A 16584-nucleotide genomic window follows, 5' to 3' on the forward strand; every position below is an offset into this window, starting at 1 on the left:
CAACACGAAGGCCGGGAAGCGGGAGGTTGAGCATGCCGAGAAGGCCAGGTGATGACAGCGCGGCAGCGGGAGCGGACGCGCAGACGCCAACCGCCGCTCGCCCCGCCGCGCCCTTGGCGCTGAGCCCGCGTCTCTGGACGCTCCTCGGTCTTCTCGGGCTGCTCTGGGGCGGCTCGTTCTTCTTCACGCAGATCATCATCCGCGAGATCGCGCCGCTGCCGCTGGTGGCGCTTCGCGTCGGGCTCGCCGCCACGGCGCTCCTCGGCTTTCTCGTCCTCACCCGGCAGCCTCTGGCACCGCTGCGCGAGCGCGGCCTCGCCTTCCTCGGGCTCGGCCTTCTCAACAATGCCATCCCTTTCCTGCTCCTCGCCATTGGCCAGAAGACGATCGGCGGCGGCCTCGCCTCGATCCTCAATGCCACCACGCCGCTCTGGACGATCATCGTCGCCGCCCTCTTCACCGCCGACGAGCGGCTGAGCGCCGGCAAGCTCGTCGGCGTCGGGCTGGGCATTGCCGGCGTCGCAACGCTGGTCGGCCCGGAGGCGATCGGCCGGGGCAGCGGCGCCCCGCTCGTCGCTTTCCTCGCCATCCTCGGGGCGACGCTCTCCTATGCCGCGGCCGGCGTCTTCGCCAAGCGGTTCCGCGGCGTGCCGCCGGTGGTGGTGGCGACGGGCCAGCTTTGCGGCTCGAGCCTTGCGATGATCCCGCTGGCGCTGATCTCCACCGGCGGCTTGAGCCTTGCCGCCCTAGAAGGCCTCTCGCCCGGCGTCGTCCTCGCCATGCTGGCCCTCGCTCTGGTCTCCACCGCCTTTGCCTACATCCTCTATTTCGAGGTGGTGGCCGGCGCCGGGGCAACCAACGCCTCGCTCGTGACCTTCCTCGTGCCCGCGAGCGCGATCCTCCTTGGCATCCTGTTCCTCGGCGAAGCGCTGGATGTCCGGGAAATTCTCGGCTTCGCGCTCATTCTCCTCGGACTTACCGCCGTCGATGGGCGATGGTGGCGGGCCCGCGCAACCGCATGAGTCCCCCGATGAAGCCCTTCAGCCTCGCTGCCCTCGTCCACGCCATCGCCGCTGGCGACACGACGCCCGAGCGGTCGATCGACGAGACACGGGAGCGGATCGCCGCTCTCGATGGACGGATCGGCGCGTTCGTGCGCCTCGCCCCGGCAGAGACGATCGACGCCGCCCGGACGGCGACCGGTCCGCTGCGCGGCGTGCCGCTCGGGGTGAAGGACAATTTCGACACGTTCGACCTGGCAACCGAGCACGGCTCGCCGATCTCGGCCGGCAACCGCCCTGTCGCCGATGCCGCCCTCGTCGCCATGGCCCGCCGCCAGGGAGCCTTCATCGCCGGCAAGACGGTGTCGACCGAATACGCCCACATGCAGCCCGCCGGCACCCGCAATCCCCGCGGTCTCGGCCATACGCCGGGCGGCTCGTCGTCGGGATCGGCGGTCGCCGTCGCCGCGGGCATGGTGGCGGGCGCGTTCGGCTCGCAGACCGGCGGCTCGGTCATCCGGCCCGCGGCCTTCTGCGGCGTTGCTGGCTACAAGCCAAGCTTCCGCTTGCTGCCGACCGTCGGGATGAAGACCTATGCCTGGTCGCTGGACACCGCCGGCCTGTTCGCGGCGGGGGTCGCCGACGTCGCGCTGCTCGCGGCCCTTCTCACCGGCCGCGATCTCGCCGTCGGCGGCCCCCCACCTGCCCCGCTCCGCATCGGCCTCTACCGCTCCGGCGAGGATCACCGTCTCTCGCCCGCCATGCTGGCCGCCTGGAAGCGCGCCGCGCGGCTGTTGGAAGAGGACGGGGCGACGCTGGTCGAAATGGCCGAGCCGGCAGCGCTTGCCGAGGCGCGGGCGGTTCAGGGCCGGATCCAGGATTTCGAGGCAGCGCTCGCCCTCGGGCACGAGTTGCGCACCGCCGCCGACCGCCTGAGCCTCAGCCTGCGCACCGCGCTCGAGGCGGGCGCGGCGACGACGCCCGACAGCTACGACGCCGCCCGCCGAACCGCGCGCCAGGGGCGCCGTGCCGCCACCGCCCTGTTCGACGGCGTCGATGCGCTGCTGGTGCCCTCGACGCTCGGCGCCGCACCGGCGTCGCTTACCTCCACCGGCGATCCCGTGATGAACAAGCTCTGGACGCTGACCGGCAACCCTTGCGTCAACGTGCCGGGCTTTGCCGATGCCGACGGCATGCCGCTCGGCCTCACCGTGCTCGCCCGTTTCGGCCGCGACCGGGAGGCTCTCGCCATCGCCGCGCATCTCGAAGCGCTCGCCTCAAAAGCTCAGTGATTACAAAAGCATCCGATAATCTGCCCTGCGATGCGCACGAGCGAGAAAATCCGGCGATTCGTGACACCGCCACGACAATCCGCAAATTTATTTATTGTGGCGGCACCGTGGCTAGGCCCTGAAACGTCGACACTTTTTGATACGCAGCGTTAAACCGCGTGCGCTGCAGCACGTCCGGCCTCTTTACCCCTATGAACAAACGCTTAATATTGAGCTTCGTGACAGAAGGAGGATCGCTATGAGTCTGACACAATCGCTCAACCTCCTGATGATTTCTGCCGCCTTCGCATTCGTTGGCGCCATGGTCGTCGGGGTCCTGCCCTAGTCCATCGAGTACCGGTTCAGCCGGAAGACAAGTGCGAAGCCGGGGTGAGAGCCCCGGCTTTTTGCTGTGCGGGTCTGCGCGTGTTCTCTAGCTTGCTGGGATGACGCGCTGGAAGACCATCTCCCAATTCGTCTCCCAATGATGGCCGCCGTCGCCCGAAAAGGCCTGCTGCCAGCGCGCGCTGCTGTCGGTGATGTCGGACCAGTTGAACCGCACGCGGATGGGCCGACCGTCGAGACTGTCCTCACCGAAGAACAGGCCGATGCCGTCCGCGAAACCGCCGACGACCGGCGGGTCGACCCGCGGGTTGCGACCGTCGATCCAGCGCAGGGACCAGAGCGATGTCAGGGGATCGAACAGCCTCAGCGTACAGGCTTCATAGCGATCGGAAGGCAGCTCGATGACGTTGCGGTCGAAGTTGCCGAGGCCGCCGAGGATGGCTTCGGCGACCATGCTGCCGCTGAACTCCTGCCAGTCCTCGCTTCCGACAAGGCGCTCACGCAGGCGACGGTGGTGGACATTCCAAGCGCCATGGAGAAAGTCGAAATCGCTTGCTCCGGGTGGCAGCGCGTTCTGGTCAAGCGTGCTCACGCGGGCACCGTAAAGTGTTCAGACGTTTGCTGAGAGACCCCGCGGTAGCTGGCGCACGCGCCTGCTTGTCCGGTTGAGCTGTCTCCCCGGACCGCCTCGAAATGTTCCACGGGCAGATCCCATATCAAAGAGAGTAAGGCAGGGTCGTCGACCTCCGTCCTATCCTGGTCGCCCCAGGTGCCTCTTCGCAGACCATTCTGCGCCAGCGCGGTCAACAACGGGATGCATGGCTAGCCACTCAGGCGGCGACGGCGCTCTCGGCCTTGACGCCCGCCGCCGTCCCGCGCAGCCCGAGAATGTGGCAGATGGAATAGACGAGGTCCGCCCGGTTCATGGTGTAGAAGTGGAAGTCGACGATGCCGCGGCCGACAAGGTCCAGCACCTGCTCGGCCGCCACCGCCGCGGCGACATGGCTGCGCGTCTGCGGGTCGTTCTCTAGCCCGTCGAAGCGCTCGGCGAGCCAAGCCGGAATGCTGGCACCGGTGGCGGCCGAGAAACGGGCGACCTTGGTGAAATCGTGGATCGGCACGATGCCCGGCACGATCGGGATGTAGAGGCCGGCCTTGCGCACTCGCTCGACGTAGCGCTCGTAGACGTCGTTATCGAAGAAGAACTGGGTGATCGCACGGGTCGCGCCATTGTCGACCTTGCGCTTCAGGAGATCGATGTCGGTCGCGAAATCCGGGCTCTCCGGGTGCTTCTCCGGATAGGCCGAGACCGAGATCTCGAAGTCGTCGATCTTCTTCAGCCCCTCCACCAGCTCGACGGCATTGCGGTAGCCACCGGGATGGGCGGTGTAGCTGCCGCCGACGCCGGCCTGGCTGTCGCCGCGCAGCGCCACGAAGTGCCGGACGCCGGTGTCGCGGTACTGGCGCACGACGTCGTCCACTTCTTCCCGGGTGGCGTCGACGCAGGTGAGGTGCGCCGCCGGCTTCAGGCTGGTTTCCTCGATCAGCCGCTTGACGGTGTGATGCGTCCGCTCGCGGGTCGAGCCGCCGGCGCCGTAGGTGACCGAGACGAAGCTCGGCGACAGCGGCGCCAGCCGCTCGACCGCCGCCCAGAGGCTCTCCTCCATCTTGTCGGACTTCGGCGGGAAGAACTCGAATGAGACGTTGAGGCCGCCGCGAACGGTAGAGGCTGGATAGGCCATGGCAAACTCCCAAAGCGTCGGACGCGGCGTTCCGCAGTCCGGAGAAGGTTGATGAAGTCGGCCGCAGCCGGGAAAGGCGAGGCTGCTCAGAGCACCGTGATCGACGGGGTGGCGCGGCGCGGCGGGTCCGCCATCAGTCGGCGACGGTCGCGGGCGAGCCAGATCGTGACGGTCAGCTGCTTCGGCTGCGAGCCGTCCGGCGCCAGCGTCTCGACCTCGACGACGTCGAGCCCGGCCTCCTCGAGATAGGCCGACATTGTCTCCCGGGCAAAGCCGAGCCGCAGGTGCGCGTGTTCCTCGCGCAGGAACTCCAGCTGGTGTGGGGCGAAGTCGACGATCGCCAGCCGGCCGCCCGGCCGCAGCCGCGAGGCGGCTTCGCGCACTGCGGCCTGCGGATCGTCGAGGAAATGCAGCACCTGGTGCAGCGTCACGAGGTCGAAGTCGTCGCGCGGCACCGGCAGGTGGTAGCAGTCGCCTTGCCGCACCAGCGCGTTACCGATGCCGGCGGCCTCGAGTTTCGCGCGGGCGAGCTGCAGCATCTCGCGCGAGGCGTCGACGCCGACCGCCTGCTCCACCCGCCCGGCGAACAGCTCGATCATCCGCCCGGTGCCGGTGCCGACATCGAGGAAACGGTCGATCCGCCCGTCGCCGACGAGCCCCAGCAGCCGGCTCTCGACGTCGGCATCCGGCGCGTGCAGCAGGCGGATGCGGTCCCAATGCCCGGCATTCTCGGCGAAATAGCCGGCCGCGCGCTCCGCCCGCTCGCGGCGGACCGCCTCCAGACGCTCGGCGTCGCGCTCCAGCGCCGGATCGGTCTCGTCGAGGCGAGCCAGCAGCGAACGCACCAGGCCGGAGACGGCAACCTCGTCGGCCAGCCGGAAATAGGCCCAGGCGCCCTCCTGGTAGCGGGTCAGGATCCGCGACTCGACGAGAAGCTTCAGATGCCGCGAGACCCGCGGCTGCGACTGGCCGAGGATCGCGGTGAGGTCGGTGACCGTCAGGTCGTTGCGCGACAGCAGGCGCGCGAGGCGCAGCCGGGTCGGCTCGGCCAGCGCCCGGAGGACGTCGACGGAGAGATCGAAGGAAAGTTTAGGCGCATCGAGCATGCGGGCCTCGGAGAATGACATAAAGATATCTTTATATCACGCATCCGGTTTCTTCAACCCGTCTTCCTTCCACCGGCCGCAAATGCTTGCGCGCGTGGCCCGCCACGCCGTAGACCCCTGGTATGGACACCGACACCGATATCCGTCCCGGCGAAGTCCGCTTTGCTGTCGACCCGGCCGACGCCGAGGACGCCCGGCTCTGCTTCATCGGCCGCATCCGCTCGGCGTGGAAGAACCGGGCGGACTGCCCGAAGAATGTCGGCATCGCCCGGGAACGCGGCGAACCCGCCGTCATCGAGATCGACGCGCCGTTCCGACTTGCGCTGACCGGGCTCGAGCCCGGCCAGGGGCTGCATGTCCTGTCCTGGCTTGGCGAGGCTCGGCGCGATCTGGCGCTGCAGACGCCGCGGCATGCCGATGCACCGCGCGGCACCTTCGCGTTGCGCTCGCCCGTCCGCCCCAACCCGATCGGGATGCATCTCGTGCGGATCGTCGCCATCGACGTGGCGGCGGGCCGCATCGACATCGATGCCATCGACACCCTCGACGGCACCGCCGTGCTCGATATCAAACCCTACTTTGCGAGCGTCGACGTTCTCCCCGCCGAACCTCCGCCGCCGGCGCCCGAGGGAGATGGCGGGGCGGCGGACATGCTGACCGCGCTCGACGAGGCCAGGAGCCCCTGATGGCGACGGAACGGCAGAAGGCGATCGCCCGGGCGCTGACGCTCACCATCCCGCAGGCGCCCTATCTCGACGCCGAGGCGATCCGCAGCGCTGCCCGTGCCCGCCATCTGCGAACCCTGTCGCCCGCCGTCGCGCTCTGGCTTTCCGCCGTCGCCCATATCCGCCACGCCCATACCGACTACGATACGCTGCTCGGCGACGGCTACGACCGCGACGCAGCCCGCTACTTCGTACTCGGCGACATCAACGACGTCCTCGACCGCTGGGGGGCGACGCGGCGCCTCGATCCGGAGGCGGTGGACGACAGCCCCGGGGGCGACGCGGCCCAAGAGGACGTCGAGGAGCATCGCTTCAGCCGAGAGGACGATCCGGAAGACGATGACGACGACGGGGAACCGGACTAGCCCCGACCATCCAATCCCCGCACCACCTTGCCCCGCTGCCGAACAGGATCCCATGTCCCATCCCGCCTCTGCCAACCCTTCCTTCATCCGCCGCTTCCTCGGCAGCGAGGCCGCCGGCGGCATCGTGCTGATGGCGGTGGCGGTGCTCGCCCTCGTCATCGCCAACACGCCGGCGGCCTCGCTCTATTTCGGCGTCCTCGAGAGCTATGTCGGCGGGCTGTCGGTGCTGCACTGGATCAACGACGCGCTGATGGCGGTGTTCTTCCTGATGGTTGGCCTCGAGATCAAGCGGGAGGTGCTGACCGGCCAGCTCGCCAGCTGGCCGCAGCGCGTGCTGCCGGGCCTTGCGGCGGTCGGCGGCATGGCCGCCCCGGCGCTGGTCTACCTCGCCTTCAACGCCGGATCGCCCGAGACGACCCGCGGCTGGGCGATCCCGGCCGCCACCGACATCGCCTTCGCGCTCGGCGTCCTCTCCCTTCTCGGCCCGCGCGTCCCGCTTTCGCTGAAGGTGTTCCTGGCGGCGCTGGCGATCATCGACGACCTCGGCGCGGTGGTGATCATCGCGCTGTTCTACACCGCCGAGCTCAACCTGATGGCGCTCGGCGGGGCTGCCGCCGTCACCGTGGTGCTCGCCGTTCTCAACCGCCGGGGCGTCCACAGCCTGCTGCCCTATCTCGTCCTCGGCGTGGCGCTGTGGGTGCTGGTCTTCCTGTCGGGCATCCATGCGACGCTCGCCGGCGTCGTGCTGGCGCTCACCATCCCGCTCGCCGTCGACAAGCGCACCGGCGATTCCACGCTGGTGCGGCTCGAGCACGCGATCCACCCCTATGTCGCCTTCCTGATCGTCCCGATCTTCGGCTTCGCCAATGCCGGCGTCTCCTTCGCTGGCTTCACCCCTTCCGCCCTCCTCGATCCGGTGCCGCTCGGCGTCGCCGGCGGCCTCTTCATCGGCAAGCAGATCGGGATCGTCGGCGTCGCCTTCGCCGCCGTTAAGCTGGGCATCGCCCGGCTGCCGGAAGGCGCCAGCTGGCGACAGTTCTACGGCGTCGCCGTGCTCTGCGGCATCGGCTTCACCATGAGCCTGTTCATCGGCCTGCTCGCCTTCCCGACCGATGGGCTGCTGCAGGGCGAGGTGAAGCTCGGCGTGATCCTCGGCTCGCTGCTTTCCGGGCTTTTCGGTGCAGCGATCCTGCTCTCGGCGCCCTCGCGCCAGGCGGCCTGAGCCCAGTCCTCCCTCGCCTGGAGATGCAGCTGGGAGGCGATCAGATGCCGGCGCCCGGTCCCTGCAGGCCCGGCGGCCCTGCCTCCCCCGCATCGGGATCGCGGCCATGCAGCCGGTCGAGCCGGCGCATGACCGGCGTCACGCTGAGCCCGTGCAGCAGGATCGACAGGAAAACGACGAGACCGACGATCGCCCAGAGCCGCTCGCCGCCCTCCACCGGCATCGCGTTCAGCCCATAGGCGAGATAGTAGAACGAGCCGACGCCGCGGATGCCGAAGAAGGAGAGCGTCAGCTTCTCGCTCCACGCCGCCTTCAGCCCGATCAAGCCGACGAGCCCGGCCACCGGCCGCACGACGAGGAGGATCAGCACGGCGGCAAGGATGTCGGCGCCGCGCAGCGGCAGGAGGAGGCCGCTGACCAGCGCGCCGCCGAACAGCAGCAGCAGCACCATCATCGCGATCCGCTCGATCTGTTCGGTCAGATCGTGCATGTCGCGCTGGAAGTCGTGGTTCCGGTGCGCGTGGCGAATGGTCAGCGCCGTGACGAAGACGGCGATGAAGCCGTAGGCGTGCACGATCTCGGTGAGGCCGTAGGAGACGAAGGTCGCCGCGATGGCGATCAGGCCGTCACCCGTCTTGGCAAGCTTCGTCTCGGCGGGAATGCGGAAGGTGAGCCAGCCGAAGACCCGACCGACCAGCCAACCGCCCCCGACCCCCGCCACGATCTCCCAGACGACGTTTTCGGTGAACCACTTCAGCGCCCAGGGTTCGCCCGTCGAGGCGGCAAGGCCGAGCGCGATGGCAAGGTGGACAAAGGGAAACGCCAGCCCGTCGTTCAGCCCGGCTTCGGAGGTGAGGCCAAAGCGCACCTCGTCCTCCTCGCCGGATTTCGGCGGGCCCACCTGCACGTCCGCAGCCAGTACCGGATCGGTCGGCGCCAGCGCGGCCCCGAGCAGCAGCGCGATCGCCAGCGGCAAGCCCATCAGCCAGACGGCGATCCCGGTGATCGCGGCGATGCCGAGCGGCATGGTGATGGCGAGGAGCCGCCACGTCACCGCCCAGCGTCGCCAGCTGAACACCCGGTCGAGCTTCAGCCCCGCGCCCATCAGCGCGATGATCACCACGAATTCGGTGAACCGCTCGCTGATCTCGGGATAGGCCATCGGCATCGGATCAAAGCGAATCTGCGGCAGCGAGAACAGGCCCGCGCCGAGCGCAATGCAGACGATCGGCAGCGACAGCGGCAGCCGCTTCAGCGCCAAGGGCAGCCAGGCGACCAGCGCGATCAGAACGCCGAACCCGGTGAGAAAGAGGATGTAGGGATCCGGCGACAAGGCGAGCAGATGTGACATACCGCCTAACGACGACAGGCGATGGTCGATCCCTTGCGCATACGACGGCGCTCTTCCGGACAGAGCGAGACGCGGCGCGGTCCGGACCATCGACTTCAGGCGCGCCGATCAGCGCGTCGCCTGAAGGCGAGGAGAGGAGACGCTGGCGCGCTTTATTCGAAGAGATAGAGCGACCTTCGTGCGCCCTTCCGGACGCACGGCGCGCTAGATCGCGAACTGCTGACCGAGTTCGACGACGCGGTTCGCCGGCAGCCGGTAGAAGCCGGTGGCATCGGCGGCCGAGCGCGCCATGGCGATGTAGATGCGGTCCTGCCAGACTGGCATGCCGTAGCTCGCCTTCGCCTTGAACGAGCGCCGCGACAGGAAGAACGAGGTCGACATGATCTCGAACTTCAGCCCCTTCTTCTTGGCCAGCGCCAGCGCCTTCGGCACGTTCGGCTCTTCCGAATAGCCGAAGGTGAGGATGATCCGGGTGAAGCTGTCGCGCATCTCGACGATCACCAGCCGGTCCTCGTCGCTGACCCGCGGCACGTTGGCGGTGCGGACGGTCACCACGACGTTCTTCTCGTGCAGCACGGCATTGTGCTTGAGATTATGCAGAAGCGCCGAGGGCGCCATCTCCGGATCGGACGTCAGGTAGATCGCCGTGCCGCGGGCGACATGCGGCTGCGACTTCTCGAGCATGGACAGGAGGTCGTCGAGCGGCACGCTCTCGCGGTGCGCCTTGTCGTAGACGATGCGCGTGCCGCGGATCCATGTCCACATCAGGAAGGCGAGCAGCGCGGCGAAGCCGAGCGGCACGTAGCCCCCGTCGAGCACCTTCAGAAGGTTCGAGCCGAGGAAGACGCATTCGAGCAGCATCAACGGCACCAGCACGGCGACGACCAGCGCCAGCGGCCATTTCCAGACCTTCCAGAACACAACGAAGGCCAGCGTCGAGGTGATCACCATGTCGCCGGTCACCGCGATGCCGTAGGCGCTGGCGAGGCCGCTGGAGGACTTGAAGGCGACCACCAGCAGGAGGACGACGATCAGGAGGTACCAGTTGACCCGCGAGATATAGATCTGGCCGAACTGGGTCTCGGACGTATGGGTGATCTTCAGCCGCGGCAGAAGGCCGAGCAGCATGGCCTGCTGCGTCACCGAGAAGGCGCCGGTGATCACCGCCTGGCTGGCGATGACGGTGGCGACGGTGGCGAGGCACACCAGCGGCAGCACCCCCCAGTCGGGCGCGAGCAGAAAGAACGGGTTCTCGATCGCCCCGGGCTGACTGAGGATCAGCGCGCCTTGCCCGAGATAGTTCAGCGCCAGCGCCGGGAACACCACGAAGGACCAGGCCACGCGGATCGGGAAGCGGCCGAAATGGCCCATGTCGGCATAGAGCGCCTCTGCGCCCGTGACGGCGAGAAACACCGATCCGAGCACCGCGAGGGCGATGAAGCCGTGATCGAGGATGAAGCTGACGGCGTAGACCGGGTTGAGGGCGTAGACGATGTCCGGCCGGTCGCCGATATGCGACAGCCCGAGCCCCGCCATGACCGCGAACCAGACCAGCGTGATCGGCCCGAACCAGCGGGCGACGCTGCCGGTGCCGCGGCTCTGGATCGCGAAGAGGCCGATGAGGATCGCCATGGTGATCGGCAGGACATAGTCCTCGAAGCCGGGCGCCACGAGCTTCAGGCCTTCCACGGCCGACAGAACCGAGATCGCCGGCGTGATCACCGCATCGCCGTAGAACAGCGAGGCGCCGCAGACGCCGATCGCCAGCAGGAACGGTTTTCGCCCCATCGCCCGGATCGCCAGCGCCAGCAGCGACAGCGTGCCGCCCTCGCCCTGGTTGTCGGCCCGGAGGATCAGCACGACGTATTTCAGCGTGACGATCAGCGTCAGCGTCCACAACAGCAGCGACACGACGCCGAACACCTCGCGCTCGCTGAAGCCGCCGGCGGAGGCATGCGTCAGCGCTTCGCGCAGCGCGTAGAGCGGGCTGGTGCCGATATCGCCGTAGACGACGCCGATCGAACCGATCAGGAGGGTCCTGAAACTGGCGCCGTGCGTCCCCGTGTCACCGTGAACGGGACCGCCCTTCGACATCTCTGTTGCCGTCATCGAGGAAGTCTTCCTGGCGCCGTGCGCTCGCCCCACGCGCTGGGGCCTTACGGGGATGTGGTCACACCGACGCTTCGACAGCAATCAAGCAAGGACGAACTGGGCAATTCGCCCGTTGAATACTCCTGGCCTTCGTGGAGTGCAACCCGCCGCCAAACCGCTCCCGGCGGCCGGATGTCGCCCGTGGCAACCGCGCGCTTCCACCGGGTAGACACCGCCGCGACGGCAACTCCGAAGGCTGATTTCGCGACTATAGTGACCTCTTCGGCAGCATCCTCGTCGTCATCCAACACACAGCCAAACAGCCCATCTTTAGCCAGTCAAATATATAGGCGTCATACCCCGCAATATAGCCAGCAAACAGTATTCAATTTTTATAGATGAGGCGATTAGCTGCAGTCTGCAATCCTGGGTGGAGAGACTGCGGTGCTACGGCTTCATGTAATCGACACGATACGCGGATTGTGCCTGGTCAACATCTTCGTCGGCCATATCGGACTGGGTGTCTTCCATTTGATGTCGCCATCCGGAATCCTGCTCGTCGATTGTTCCGATATCTTCGTCTTCAACGCCGGCGTCTGCGCTTCGCTCAGCTATTTCGGTCGTCCCAGCATGTCCTTGCGGCAGATGATGTTTTCCGGCTGGGCACGGGCGGCGAGCCTCTACTGCGCCAACCTCGTCGTGATCGCGCTCTCGGCGGTGATCCTCGCGGTCTCGGCGGAGATCGCCCCCCCGGACATGCTGGCCGACTGGCCCCAGGCCATCGCACAGGCGTCCGGCGTCCCCCGCTACCTCTGGCACCTGGTATCCCTGCAGCAATCCATCGGCTTTTCCATGGTGCTGCGGCTCTACGTGTTCCTGTCGGTGGTGGCGCCGCTCCTGCTCTGGTGCAGCCTGCGGCGCTGGTGGCTGCCGCTGCTGCCGGCAGCCCTGGTCTGGGCCGTCGCCGGACACTCCGCGCTGGTCTTGCCCAACAGCCTGTCCGGCGAGCCGCTATCGATGACGATGCTGCCCTGGACCTTCGTCTTCGCCGCAGGAACCGCGCTCGGGGCCGCCATCGTCGGAAAGGTCCCGATGCCGAAGCTACCGCTGGTCGACGGTCTCGCGCTCGCCCTGCTGGTGGGTTCGGTGCTGTCGATCACCGTGGTCGTGCACGTCCTTCCGGACCTTCAGGACTGGTACCGCAGCCGCAACGACGTCTTCTGGACAGGCGGCAGCAAGACGCTGCAATCGCCGCTCCGCGTCCTCTCGCTCTTCGCGCTGGTCTGGGTGTTCCTGCGCTTCCCGCGAGCGCCCGTCCTCAGGCTGTTGCACGAGGCCGGACCCAACGCCCTGCTCAGCCGTCTCGGCCGCCGTCCGCTGCCGGTCTTCTGCTGTGGCGCCGTTGGCTCGCTCCTGATCGACCAGGCACTGCGGCTCCTGATCGCCACCGGCCGCATCACCCAGCACTCGCCGTCCTCGGTGCTCGTCGAGGCCATCGGCATCGCCGCGGGCTTTGCGGTCATGCGGTGGATCGCACTGCGTCCCGCCGTCCGGGTTGGGACCAGGACAGCCGGTGCGGCAAGGGATTCGCAACGTCCGGCCGTTGCCGCGGTGGCCTGACGCGGCGACACGGCTTTACGTTGCTGGAACGCTGCCGGATCAGGCCTCGGGGTAGATCCACTGGTCCGGGATGACGGCCTCGAACGCATCGCCTTGCGCCACCCGGCCGGGCTTCTCGACCCAAGCGACGAGACCACGCCGGTTCCTTGCCGCCTTGACGAAGCCGGCCTCGATGCCCGGATGCCCCTCGACGTGACGGGCGATGCCGCGGCCGGCGAGCTTGCAGGGATGGTTGTCGCCGTCGACCTTCAGCGTCAGCCCGCTGGCGAAGAACAGGAGGGTGCGCGGCGGCAGGTGCGTGAGGTTCGCAATGCCCTCGATCAGCATGTTGCCGCCGATCCATTCCGGCTTCAGCTCGGGCAGATCGAGCGCGTCGGCCGTGGCCTGAAGCTCGTCCACCGCCAGCAGCGAGAGCTGGCGCTCGTTGCGGATTTCGGTGCCGCGCTTGTACCAGGGCTCGCGGCCGCCGGTCCGCCGGGTCAGGCCGCCATGCGCGTCGCCCTCGATCCCCGCAAAACCGAGATCCAGCGCCGTCACGGCGGTGGTGACGAAGTCGTCCAGACCCGCCCGGTAGAGGCCGGCGATGCGGCCGCCGATCCTGCGGCCCTTGATGCGCTCGATGCTCATGATGGGCCTCAATCGTGCCGGTGGGGATGTTCGTCCGAGCGCAGGTCGACCCGGCGGTTGCTCGGCTTGAAGGTGACGAGGCGGTAGAGGTAGAGCAGCACCACGGCGATCACCACGGCGTTGGAGACCGGCCCGACATAGGCCTCGATGTCGTGGAAGTTCTGGCCGAGATAGTAGCCGGCCAGCGCCAGGAACGCCGTCCAGACCACGGTGCCGACCGACGACACCGCCATGAACAGCGCGAACGGCATGCGTGACAGGCCGGCCGGCACCGAGATCAGGGTCCGCACCGTCGGCACCAGGCGGCCGAAAGACACCGCCCAATAGCCGTATTTCCGGAACCAGCGGTCGGCCGCCTCGACGTCCTCGGCGGTCATCGTCATCCAGCGGCCATAGCGGTCGGCGAGCCGGATGATCCGCTCCTCGCCGAAAGCGTAGCCGATGTAGTACCAGGGGATGATGCCGAGGAGCGAGCCGATCGAGCCGGCGACGATGACGGTGATGATCGACATCTCGCCGGTCGCCGCCTTGTAGCCGGCCAGCGACATGATGATCTCGGAGGGGATCGGCGGGAAGACGTTTTCGAGGAACATCAGGAGGGCGATGCCGAAGGGCCCGAAACTGTTCATCAGGTCCTGGATGAAGACGTCCATGCGATCGGTCCGTTCGGTAGCGGTAGCCGGGGACGTTCCCGCGGCCGGGGTCGTGGCCCTCGGGCCTCTTCGCCCGTTTCTCTACAAACCTTGCCCGCCCCGGCGCAAGGTGCGATCGTCACCGCAATGGCGACCGGACTTACCACCTTCGACGCGTTTTCCTGGGCAAGCCTCCTCGCGGGCTGGCCGACTCTGGTGATCGACCGGCGGAGCGAGCGCGGCCGGGGCAATGCGGCAGCGCTCGAGGAGGCCGGCGCGCTAGCGACCTTCGCGCCGGGCCAAGCGGTCGGCATGGACCGGCTGCGGGACGGCGGCTACCGGCTCGTCGTCCTGGCGCTCGACGGCGACGAGGTGGTTGGCGACAAGATCGCGGCGGTTCTTTCGAGCCTTGGCGGCGCGCTCGTCTTTCTCGCCGAGCCCGGCCGCCACGCAGCTTTGCACACTGCTTTCCCGTCGGCCCGGATCGCCGGCCACGGGATGGGCGATCGCGATCTCGTGCTGTTCATCACCGGCAGTACCGACGAGTAAACGCGGGGCCGGACAGAGGCGCTGGATCTCAGGCAGCGGAGACGGCGACAAGAACGGTCTTCTCGACCTCGGCCCAGGTATAGGGCTTCTGCAGGATCTGGCAGGCCTGCCATTCTGCCTCGACGCCGGCGCGGCCATAGCCGGTGGCGAAGATCATCGGAACACCCCGCTCCCGAAGCCGCTCGGCGACCGGATAGACCTTGTCGCCACCGATGTTGACGTCGAGGATGGCGACATCGACGTCGGGATCGCCCTCCAGCATCTCGAGGGCCCGCTTGACGCGCATTGCGAGGCCGACGAGCTCGCAGCCGACGTCGAGCAACATGTCCTCGAGCTGCATGGCGACGAGGCTCTCGTCCTCGACGACGAAGACTTTCAGCCCCCGAAGCGCCGGCGGGTTAGTGCGGGGTACCTGCAAAGCCCTCGACCTCCTTCATGCCGACCTCGAAACTGCAGAACAGACCGTCCGGCCGGAGGTCGTGCACCAGCCTGCCGTCGAGCTCGCCCTCGATAATCCGGCGCAGCATCCGTGTGCCGAAGCCGCTGCGCAGCGGCGCGCCGGGAGCAACGAGGCCGGTTTCCCGCCACTCCACCTTCAACGTGCGCTCGTCGCTGGACGTGGTGCCTTGCCAATCGACCCGCAACCCCCCGGTTTCGCCCGACAGGGCGCCGAAACGGGCGGCATTGGTCGCCAGCTCGTGGAACACCATGGCCAGCGCGATGGCGGCCTTGGGGTTCAGATCGACGTCGGGGCCCGCCAGGCGCACCCGGCTGGTGTCGAAGGCCGCCAGTTCCTGGTTGAGCAATGCCGACAGCGCCACCGTGTGCCACAGCCGCTCGCTCAGCACGTCATGGGCGCGTGACAGGGCGATGATCCGCGCCTCGAACGCTTGCCGCGAGGCCTCCGCCTCGGTGCCTCGAAAGCTCTGCCGGGCGATCGACTGGACGGTGGAGAGCGTGTTCTTCACCCGGTGGTTCAGCTCGTCGACCATCAGGCGCTGGCGGTGAAGCGAGCGGAAGTGCTCGGTCCGGTCCATGCCCTGGAAGAAGATGCCGGTCACCGCGCCCGTCATGTCGTGAATCGGATGGAAGGAGAAGTCGAGGAAGACCTCCTGCAGCCGCTCCTGCCCCCCCTGCCGCAGCAGGATGCGCTGGCCTTCGGCCATATGCGGATCGCCGCCGCCGAAGACGCCCTGGAGGATATCGAAGAAGCCCTGTTCGCCGATCTCGGGGAACACATCGCGGATCGGCAGCCCGATCAGCGGGCGGTCGCCGACATAGCGCTGATAGGCCTCGTTGGCGAAGGTGAAGATGTGGTCGGGACCGCGCATCACGGCGATCAGGGAAGGCGAACTCTGGAACATCCGCTGGAAGTCGGCGCTGTCGGAAAGGCTGGCGCGGTAGGCGACCTCGGCCTCCTGCGCGCGCTGCAGCAGCTCGACCGCCCCCGATCGCGGCCGGAACGGCAAGGTCGCCGCCGCCTGCAGCGCCACGATATCGGTGACGTCGGCGGTGTTCTGCAGCACGTAGGCGACCTCTCCGCGCTCGTCCATCAAGGGCGTGTGGATCGCCGTCCAGTACCGCAGGTCGAAGCCGCCGCCCTCGGATTCCGGGCGCGGGATCTCATAGGGAATGTAGGCGATGGTGTCGCTCTCGCCGGTGCGGATCACCCGCGCCAGTGATTCTCGCAGGAGATCGCCGCTCTGGCCGTCGTTCGGAAACATCTCGAACAGCTTGCCCCCGATCAGTTCGGCACGGGAGCGCTTGGTCACCCGCTCGTAGGCAGCATTGACCGCGACGAAGATGAGATCGCGGTCCACCACCATGTGCGGGCTCGGAATCGCCCTGAAAAGGTTCTCGAAGTCGACGGAGTTCAACAAGGGCGGATGCTTTGCCATGGCACGAGTGGGCGCGCGCAATTGCTCTGATACGCCCCG

At 67.7% G+C, this 16584-nt stretch carries 16 protein-coding genes; 7 read left to right on the top strand and 9 right to left on the bottom strand.

Annotated elements, in window-relative coordinates; genetic code table 11:
- The first annotated feature begins 32 nt into the window (after positions 1-32).
- Positions 33-1022, top strand: a complete 990-nt coding sequence (locus tag ACZL02_RS10640) for a DMT family transporter (protein WP_472937063.1) — start codon at positions 33-35, stop codon at positions 1020-1022.
- An 8-nt stretch (positions 1023-1030) separates the two neighbouring features.
- On the top strand, positions 1031-2293 hold the full coding sequence (locus ACZL02_RS10645; protein WP_472937062.1) for an amidase: 1263 nt from the start codon (positions 1031-1033) through the stop codon (positions 2291-2293).
- Positions 2294-2705: 412 nt separating this feature from the next.
- Here ACZL02_RS10645 and ACZL02_RS10650 read toward each other — a convergent pair whose 3' ends face one another.
- From ACZL02_RS10650 to ACZL02_RS10660, 3 genes are all read right to left on the bottom strand, one after another.
- Complete coding sequence (locus ACZL02_RS10650; RefSeq protein WP_472937061.1) at positions 2706-3209, bottom strand: DUF1579 domain-containing protein; 504 nt, start codon at positions 3207-3209, stop codon at positions 2706-2708.
- Between the two features lie 238 nt (positions 3210-3447).
- Positions 3448-4359: a methylenetetrahydrofolate reductase [NAD(P)H] gene (gene metF, locus ACZL02_RS10655; protein ID WP_472937060.1), complete on the bottom strand. Its 912-nt coding sequence runs from the start codon at positions 4357-4359 to the stop codon at positions 3448-3450.
- Between the two features lie 86 nt (positions 4360-4445).
- The gene (locus ACZL02_RS10660; RefSeq protein WP_472937059.1) at positions 4446-5486 is read right to left on the bottom strand and encodes an ArsR/SmtB family transcription factor; all 1041 of its coding nucleotides are present in this window, start codon (positions 5484-5486) and stop codon (positions 4446-4448) included.
- Between the two features lie 101 nt (positions 5487-5587).
- Between ACZL02_RS10660 and tsaA the strand changes: the two genes are divergently transcribed.
- From tsaA to nhaA, 3 genes are read left to right on the top strand one after another with little or no spacing between them, the layout of a single operon-like run.
- Positions 5588-6151 (top strand): tRNA (N6-threonylcarbamoyladenosine(37)-N6)-methyltransferase TrmO, encoded by a 564-nt coding sequence (gene tsaA, locus ACZL02_RS10665; RefSeq protein ID WP_472937058.1) that lies wholly within the window; start codon positions 5588-5590, stop codon positions 6149-6151.
- Entirely contained in the window at positions 6151-6555 is a 405-nt protein-coding gene (locus ACZL02_RS10670; RefSeq protein ID WP_472937057.1) for a DUF2293 domain-containing protein, read from the top strand. Before tsaA ends, ACZL02_RS10670 begins: the two co-directional genes overlap by 1 nt.
- 52 nt (positions 6556-6607) lie before the next feature.
- Positions 6608-7777 carry a Na+/H+ antiporter NhaA gene (nhaA, locus tag ACZL02_RS10675; protein ID WP_472937056.1) on the top strand — a complete coding sequence of 390 codons (1170 nt, stop codon included), beginning with the start codon at positions 6608-6610 and terminating at the stop codon, positions 7775-7777.
- 40 nt (positions 7778-7817) lie between these two features.
- Here nhaA and ACZL02_RS10680 read toward each other — a convergent pair whose 3' ends face one another.
- Complete coding sequence (locus ACZL02_RS10680; protein ID WP_472937055.1) at positions 7818-9128, bottom strand: cation:proton antiporter; 1311 nt, start codon at positions 9126-9128, stop codon at positions 7818-7820.
- Positions 9129-9332: 204 nt separating this feature from the next.
- Entirely contained in the window at positions 9333-11237 is a 1905-nt protein-coding gene (locus ACZL02_RS10685) for a potassium transporter Kup (protein WP_472937054.1), read from the bottom strand.
- A gap of 426 nt (positions 11238-11663) precedes the next feature.
- Here ACZL02_RS10685 and opgC point away from each other — a divergent pair, with 426 nt between their 5' ends.
- Entirely contained in the window at positions 11664-12839 is a 1176-nt protein-coding gene (gene opgC, locus ACZL02_RS10690; protein WP_472937053.1) for an OpgC domain-containing protein, read from the top strand.
- A 39-nt stretch (positions 12840-12878) separates the two neighbouring features.
- On the opposite strand, the gene ACZL02_RS10695 is transcribed toward opgC, so the two are convergent.
- Positions 12879-13466, bottom strand: a complete 588-nt coding sequence (locus ACZL02_RS10695; RefSeq protein WP_472937052.1) for an MOSC domain-containing protein — start codon at positions 13464-13466, stop codon at positions 12879-12881.
- A gap of 8 nt (positions 13467-13474) precedes the next feature.
- On the bottom strand, positions 13475-14119 hold the full coding sequence (locus ACZL02_RS10700; RefSeq protein WP_472937051.1) for a DedA family protein: 645 nt from the start codon (positions 14117-14119) through the stop codon (positions 13475-13477).
- Positions 14120-14245: 126 nt separating this feature from the next.
- On the opposite strand from ACZL02_RS10700, the gene ACZL02_RS10705 reads away from it, so the two are divergent.
- A complete protein-coding gene (locus ACZL02_RS10705; RefSeq protein WP_472937050.1) occupies positions 14246-14647 on the top strand; it encodes a hypothetical protein in 402 nt (133 codons plus the stop codon).
- Between the two features lie 28 nt (positions 14648-14675).
- On the opposite strand, the gene ACZL02_RS10710 is transcribed toward ACZL02_RS10705, so the two are convergent.
- Positions 14676-15065: a response regulator gene (locus ACZL02_RS10710; protein WP_472937049.1), complete on the bottom strand. Its 390-nt coding sequence runs from the start codon at positions 15063-15065 to the stop codon at positions 14676-14678.
- On the bottom strand, positions 15046-16527 hold the full coding sequence (locus ACZL02_RS10715) for a sensor histidine kinase (RefSeq protein WP_472937048.1): 1482 nt from the start codon (positions 16525-16527) through the stop codon (positions 15046-15048). Before ACZL02_RS10715 ends, ACZL02_RS10710 begins: the two co-directional genes overlap by 20 nt.
- Between the last annotated feature and the right edge of the window lie 57 nt (positions 16528-16584).

Source organism: Mesocryomonas fontinalis, from assembly GCF_055730125.2.

Excerpts from the sequence above, each read along its gene's own strand:
- ACZL02_RS10640 (WP_472937063.1), top strand. The coding sequence starts at position 33 with ATGCCGAGAAGGCCAGGTGATGACAGCGCGGCAGCGGGAGCGGACGCG.
- ACZL02_RS10645 (WP_472937062.1), top strand. The coding sequence starts at position 1,031 with ATGAAGCCCTTCAGCCTCGCTGCCCTCGTCCACGCCATCGCCGCTGGC.
- metF (WP_472937060.1), bottom strand. The coding sequence starts at position 4,359 with ATGGCCTATCCAGCCTCTACCGTTCGCGGCGGCCTCAACGTCTCATTC.
- ACZL02_RS10660 (WP_472937059.1), bottom strand. The coding sequence starts at position 5,486 with ATGTCATTCTCCGAGGCCCGCATGCTCGATGCGCCTAAACTTTCCTTC.
- tsaA (WP_472937058.1), top strand. The coding sequence starts at position 5,588 with ATGGACACCGACACCGATATCCGTCCCGGCGAAGTCCGCTTTGCTGTC.
- ACZL02_RS10670 (WP_472937057.1), top strand. The coding sequence starts at position 6,151 with ATGGCGACGGAACGGCAGAAGGCGATCGCCCGGGCGCTGACGCTCACC.
- nhaA (WP_472937056.1), top strand. The coding sequence starts at position 6,608 with ATGTCCCATCCCGCCTCTGCCAACCCTTCCTTCATCCGCCGCTTCCTC.
- ACZL02_RS10680 (WP_472937055.1), bottom strand. The coding sequence starts at position 9,128 with ATGTCACATCTGCTCGCCTTGTCGCCGGATCCCTACATCCTCTTTCTC.
- ACZL02_RS10685 (WP_472937054.1), bottom strand. The coding sequence starts at position 11,237 with ATGACGGCAACAGAGATGTCGAAGGGCGGTCCCGTTCACGGTGACACG.
- ACZL02_RS10695 (WP_472937052.1), bottom strand. The coding sequence starts at position 13,466 with ATGAGCATCGAGCGCATCAAGGGCCGCAGGATCGGCGGCCGCATCGCC.
- ACZL02_RS10700 (WP_472937051.1), bottom strand. The coding sequence starts at position 14,119 with ATGGACGTCTTCATCCAGGACCTGATGAACAGTTTCGGGCCCTTCGGC.
- ACZL02_RS10705 (WP_472937050.1), top strand. The coding sequence starts at position 14,246 with ATGGCGACCGGACTTACCACCTTCGACGCGTTTTCCTGGGCAAGCCTC.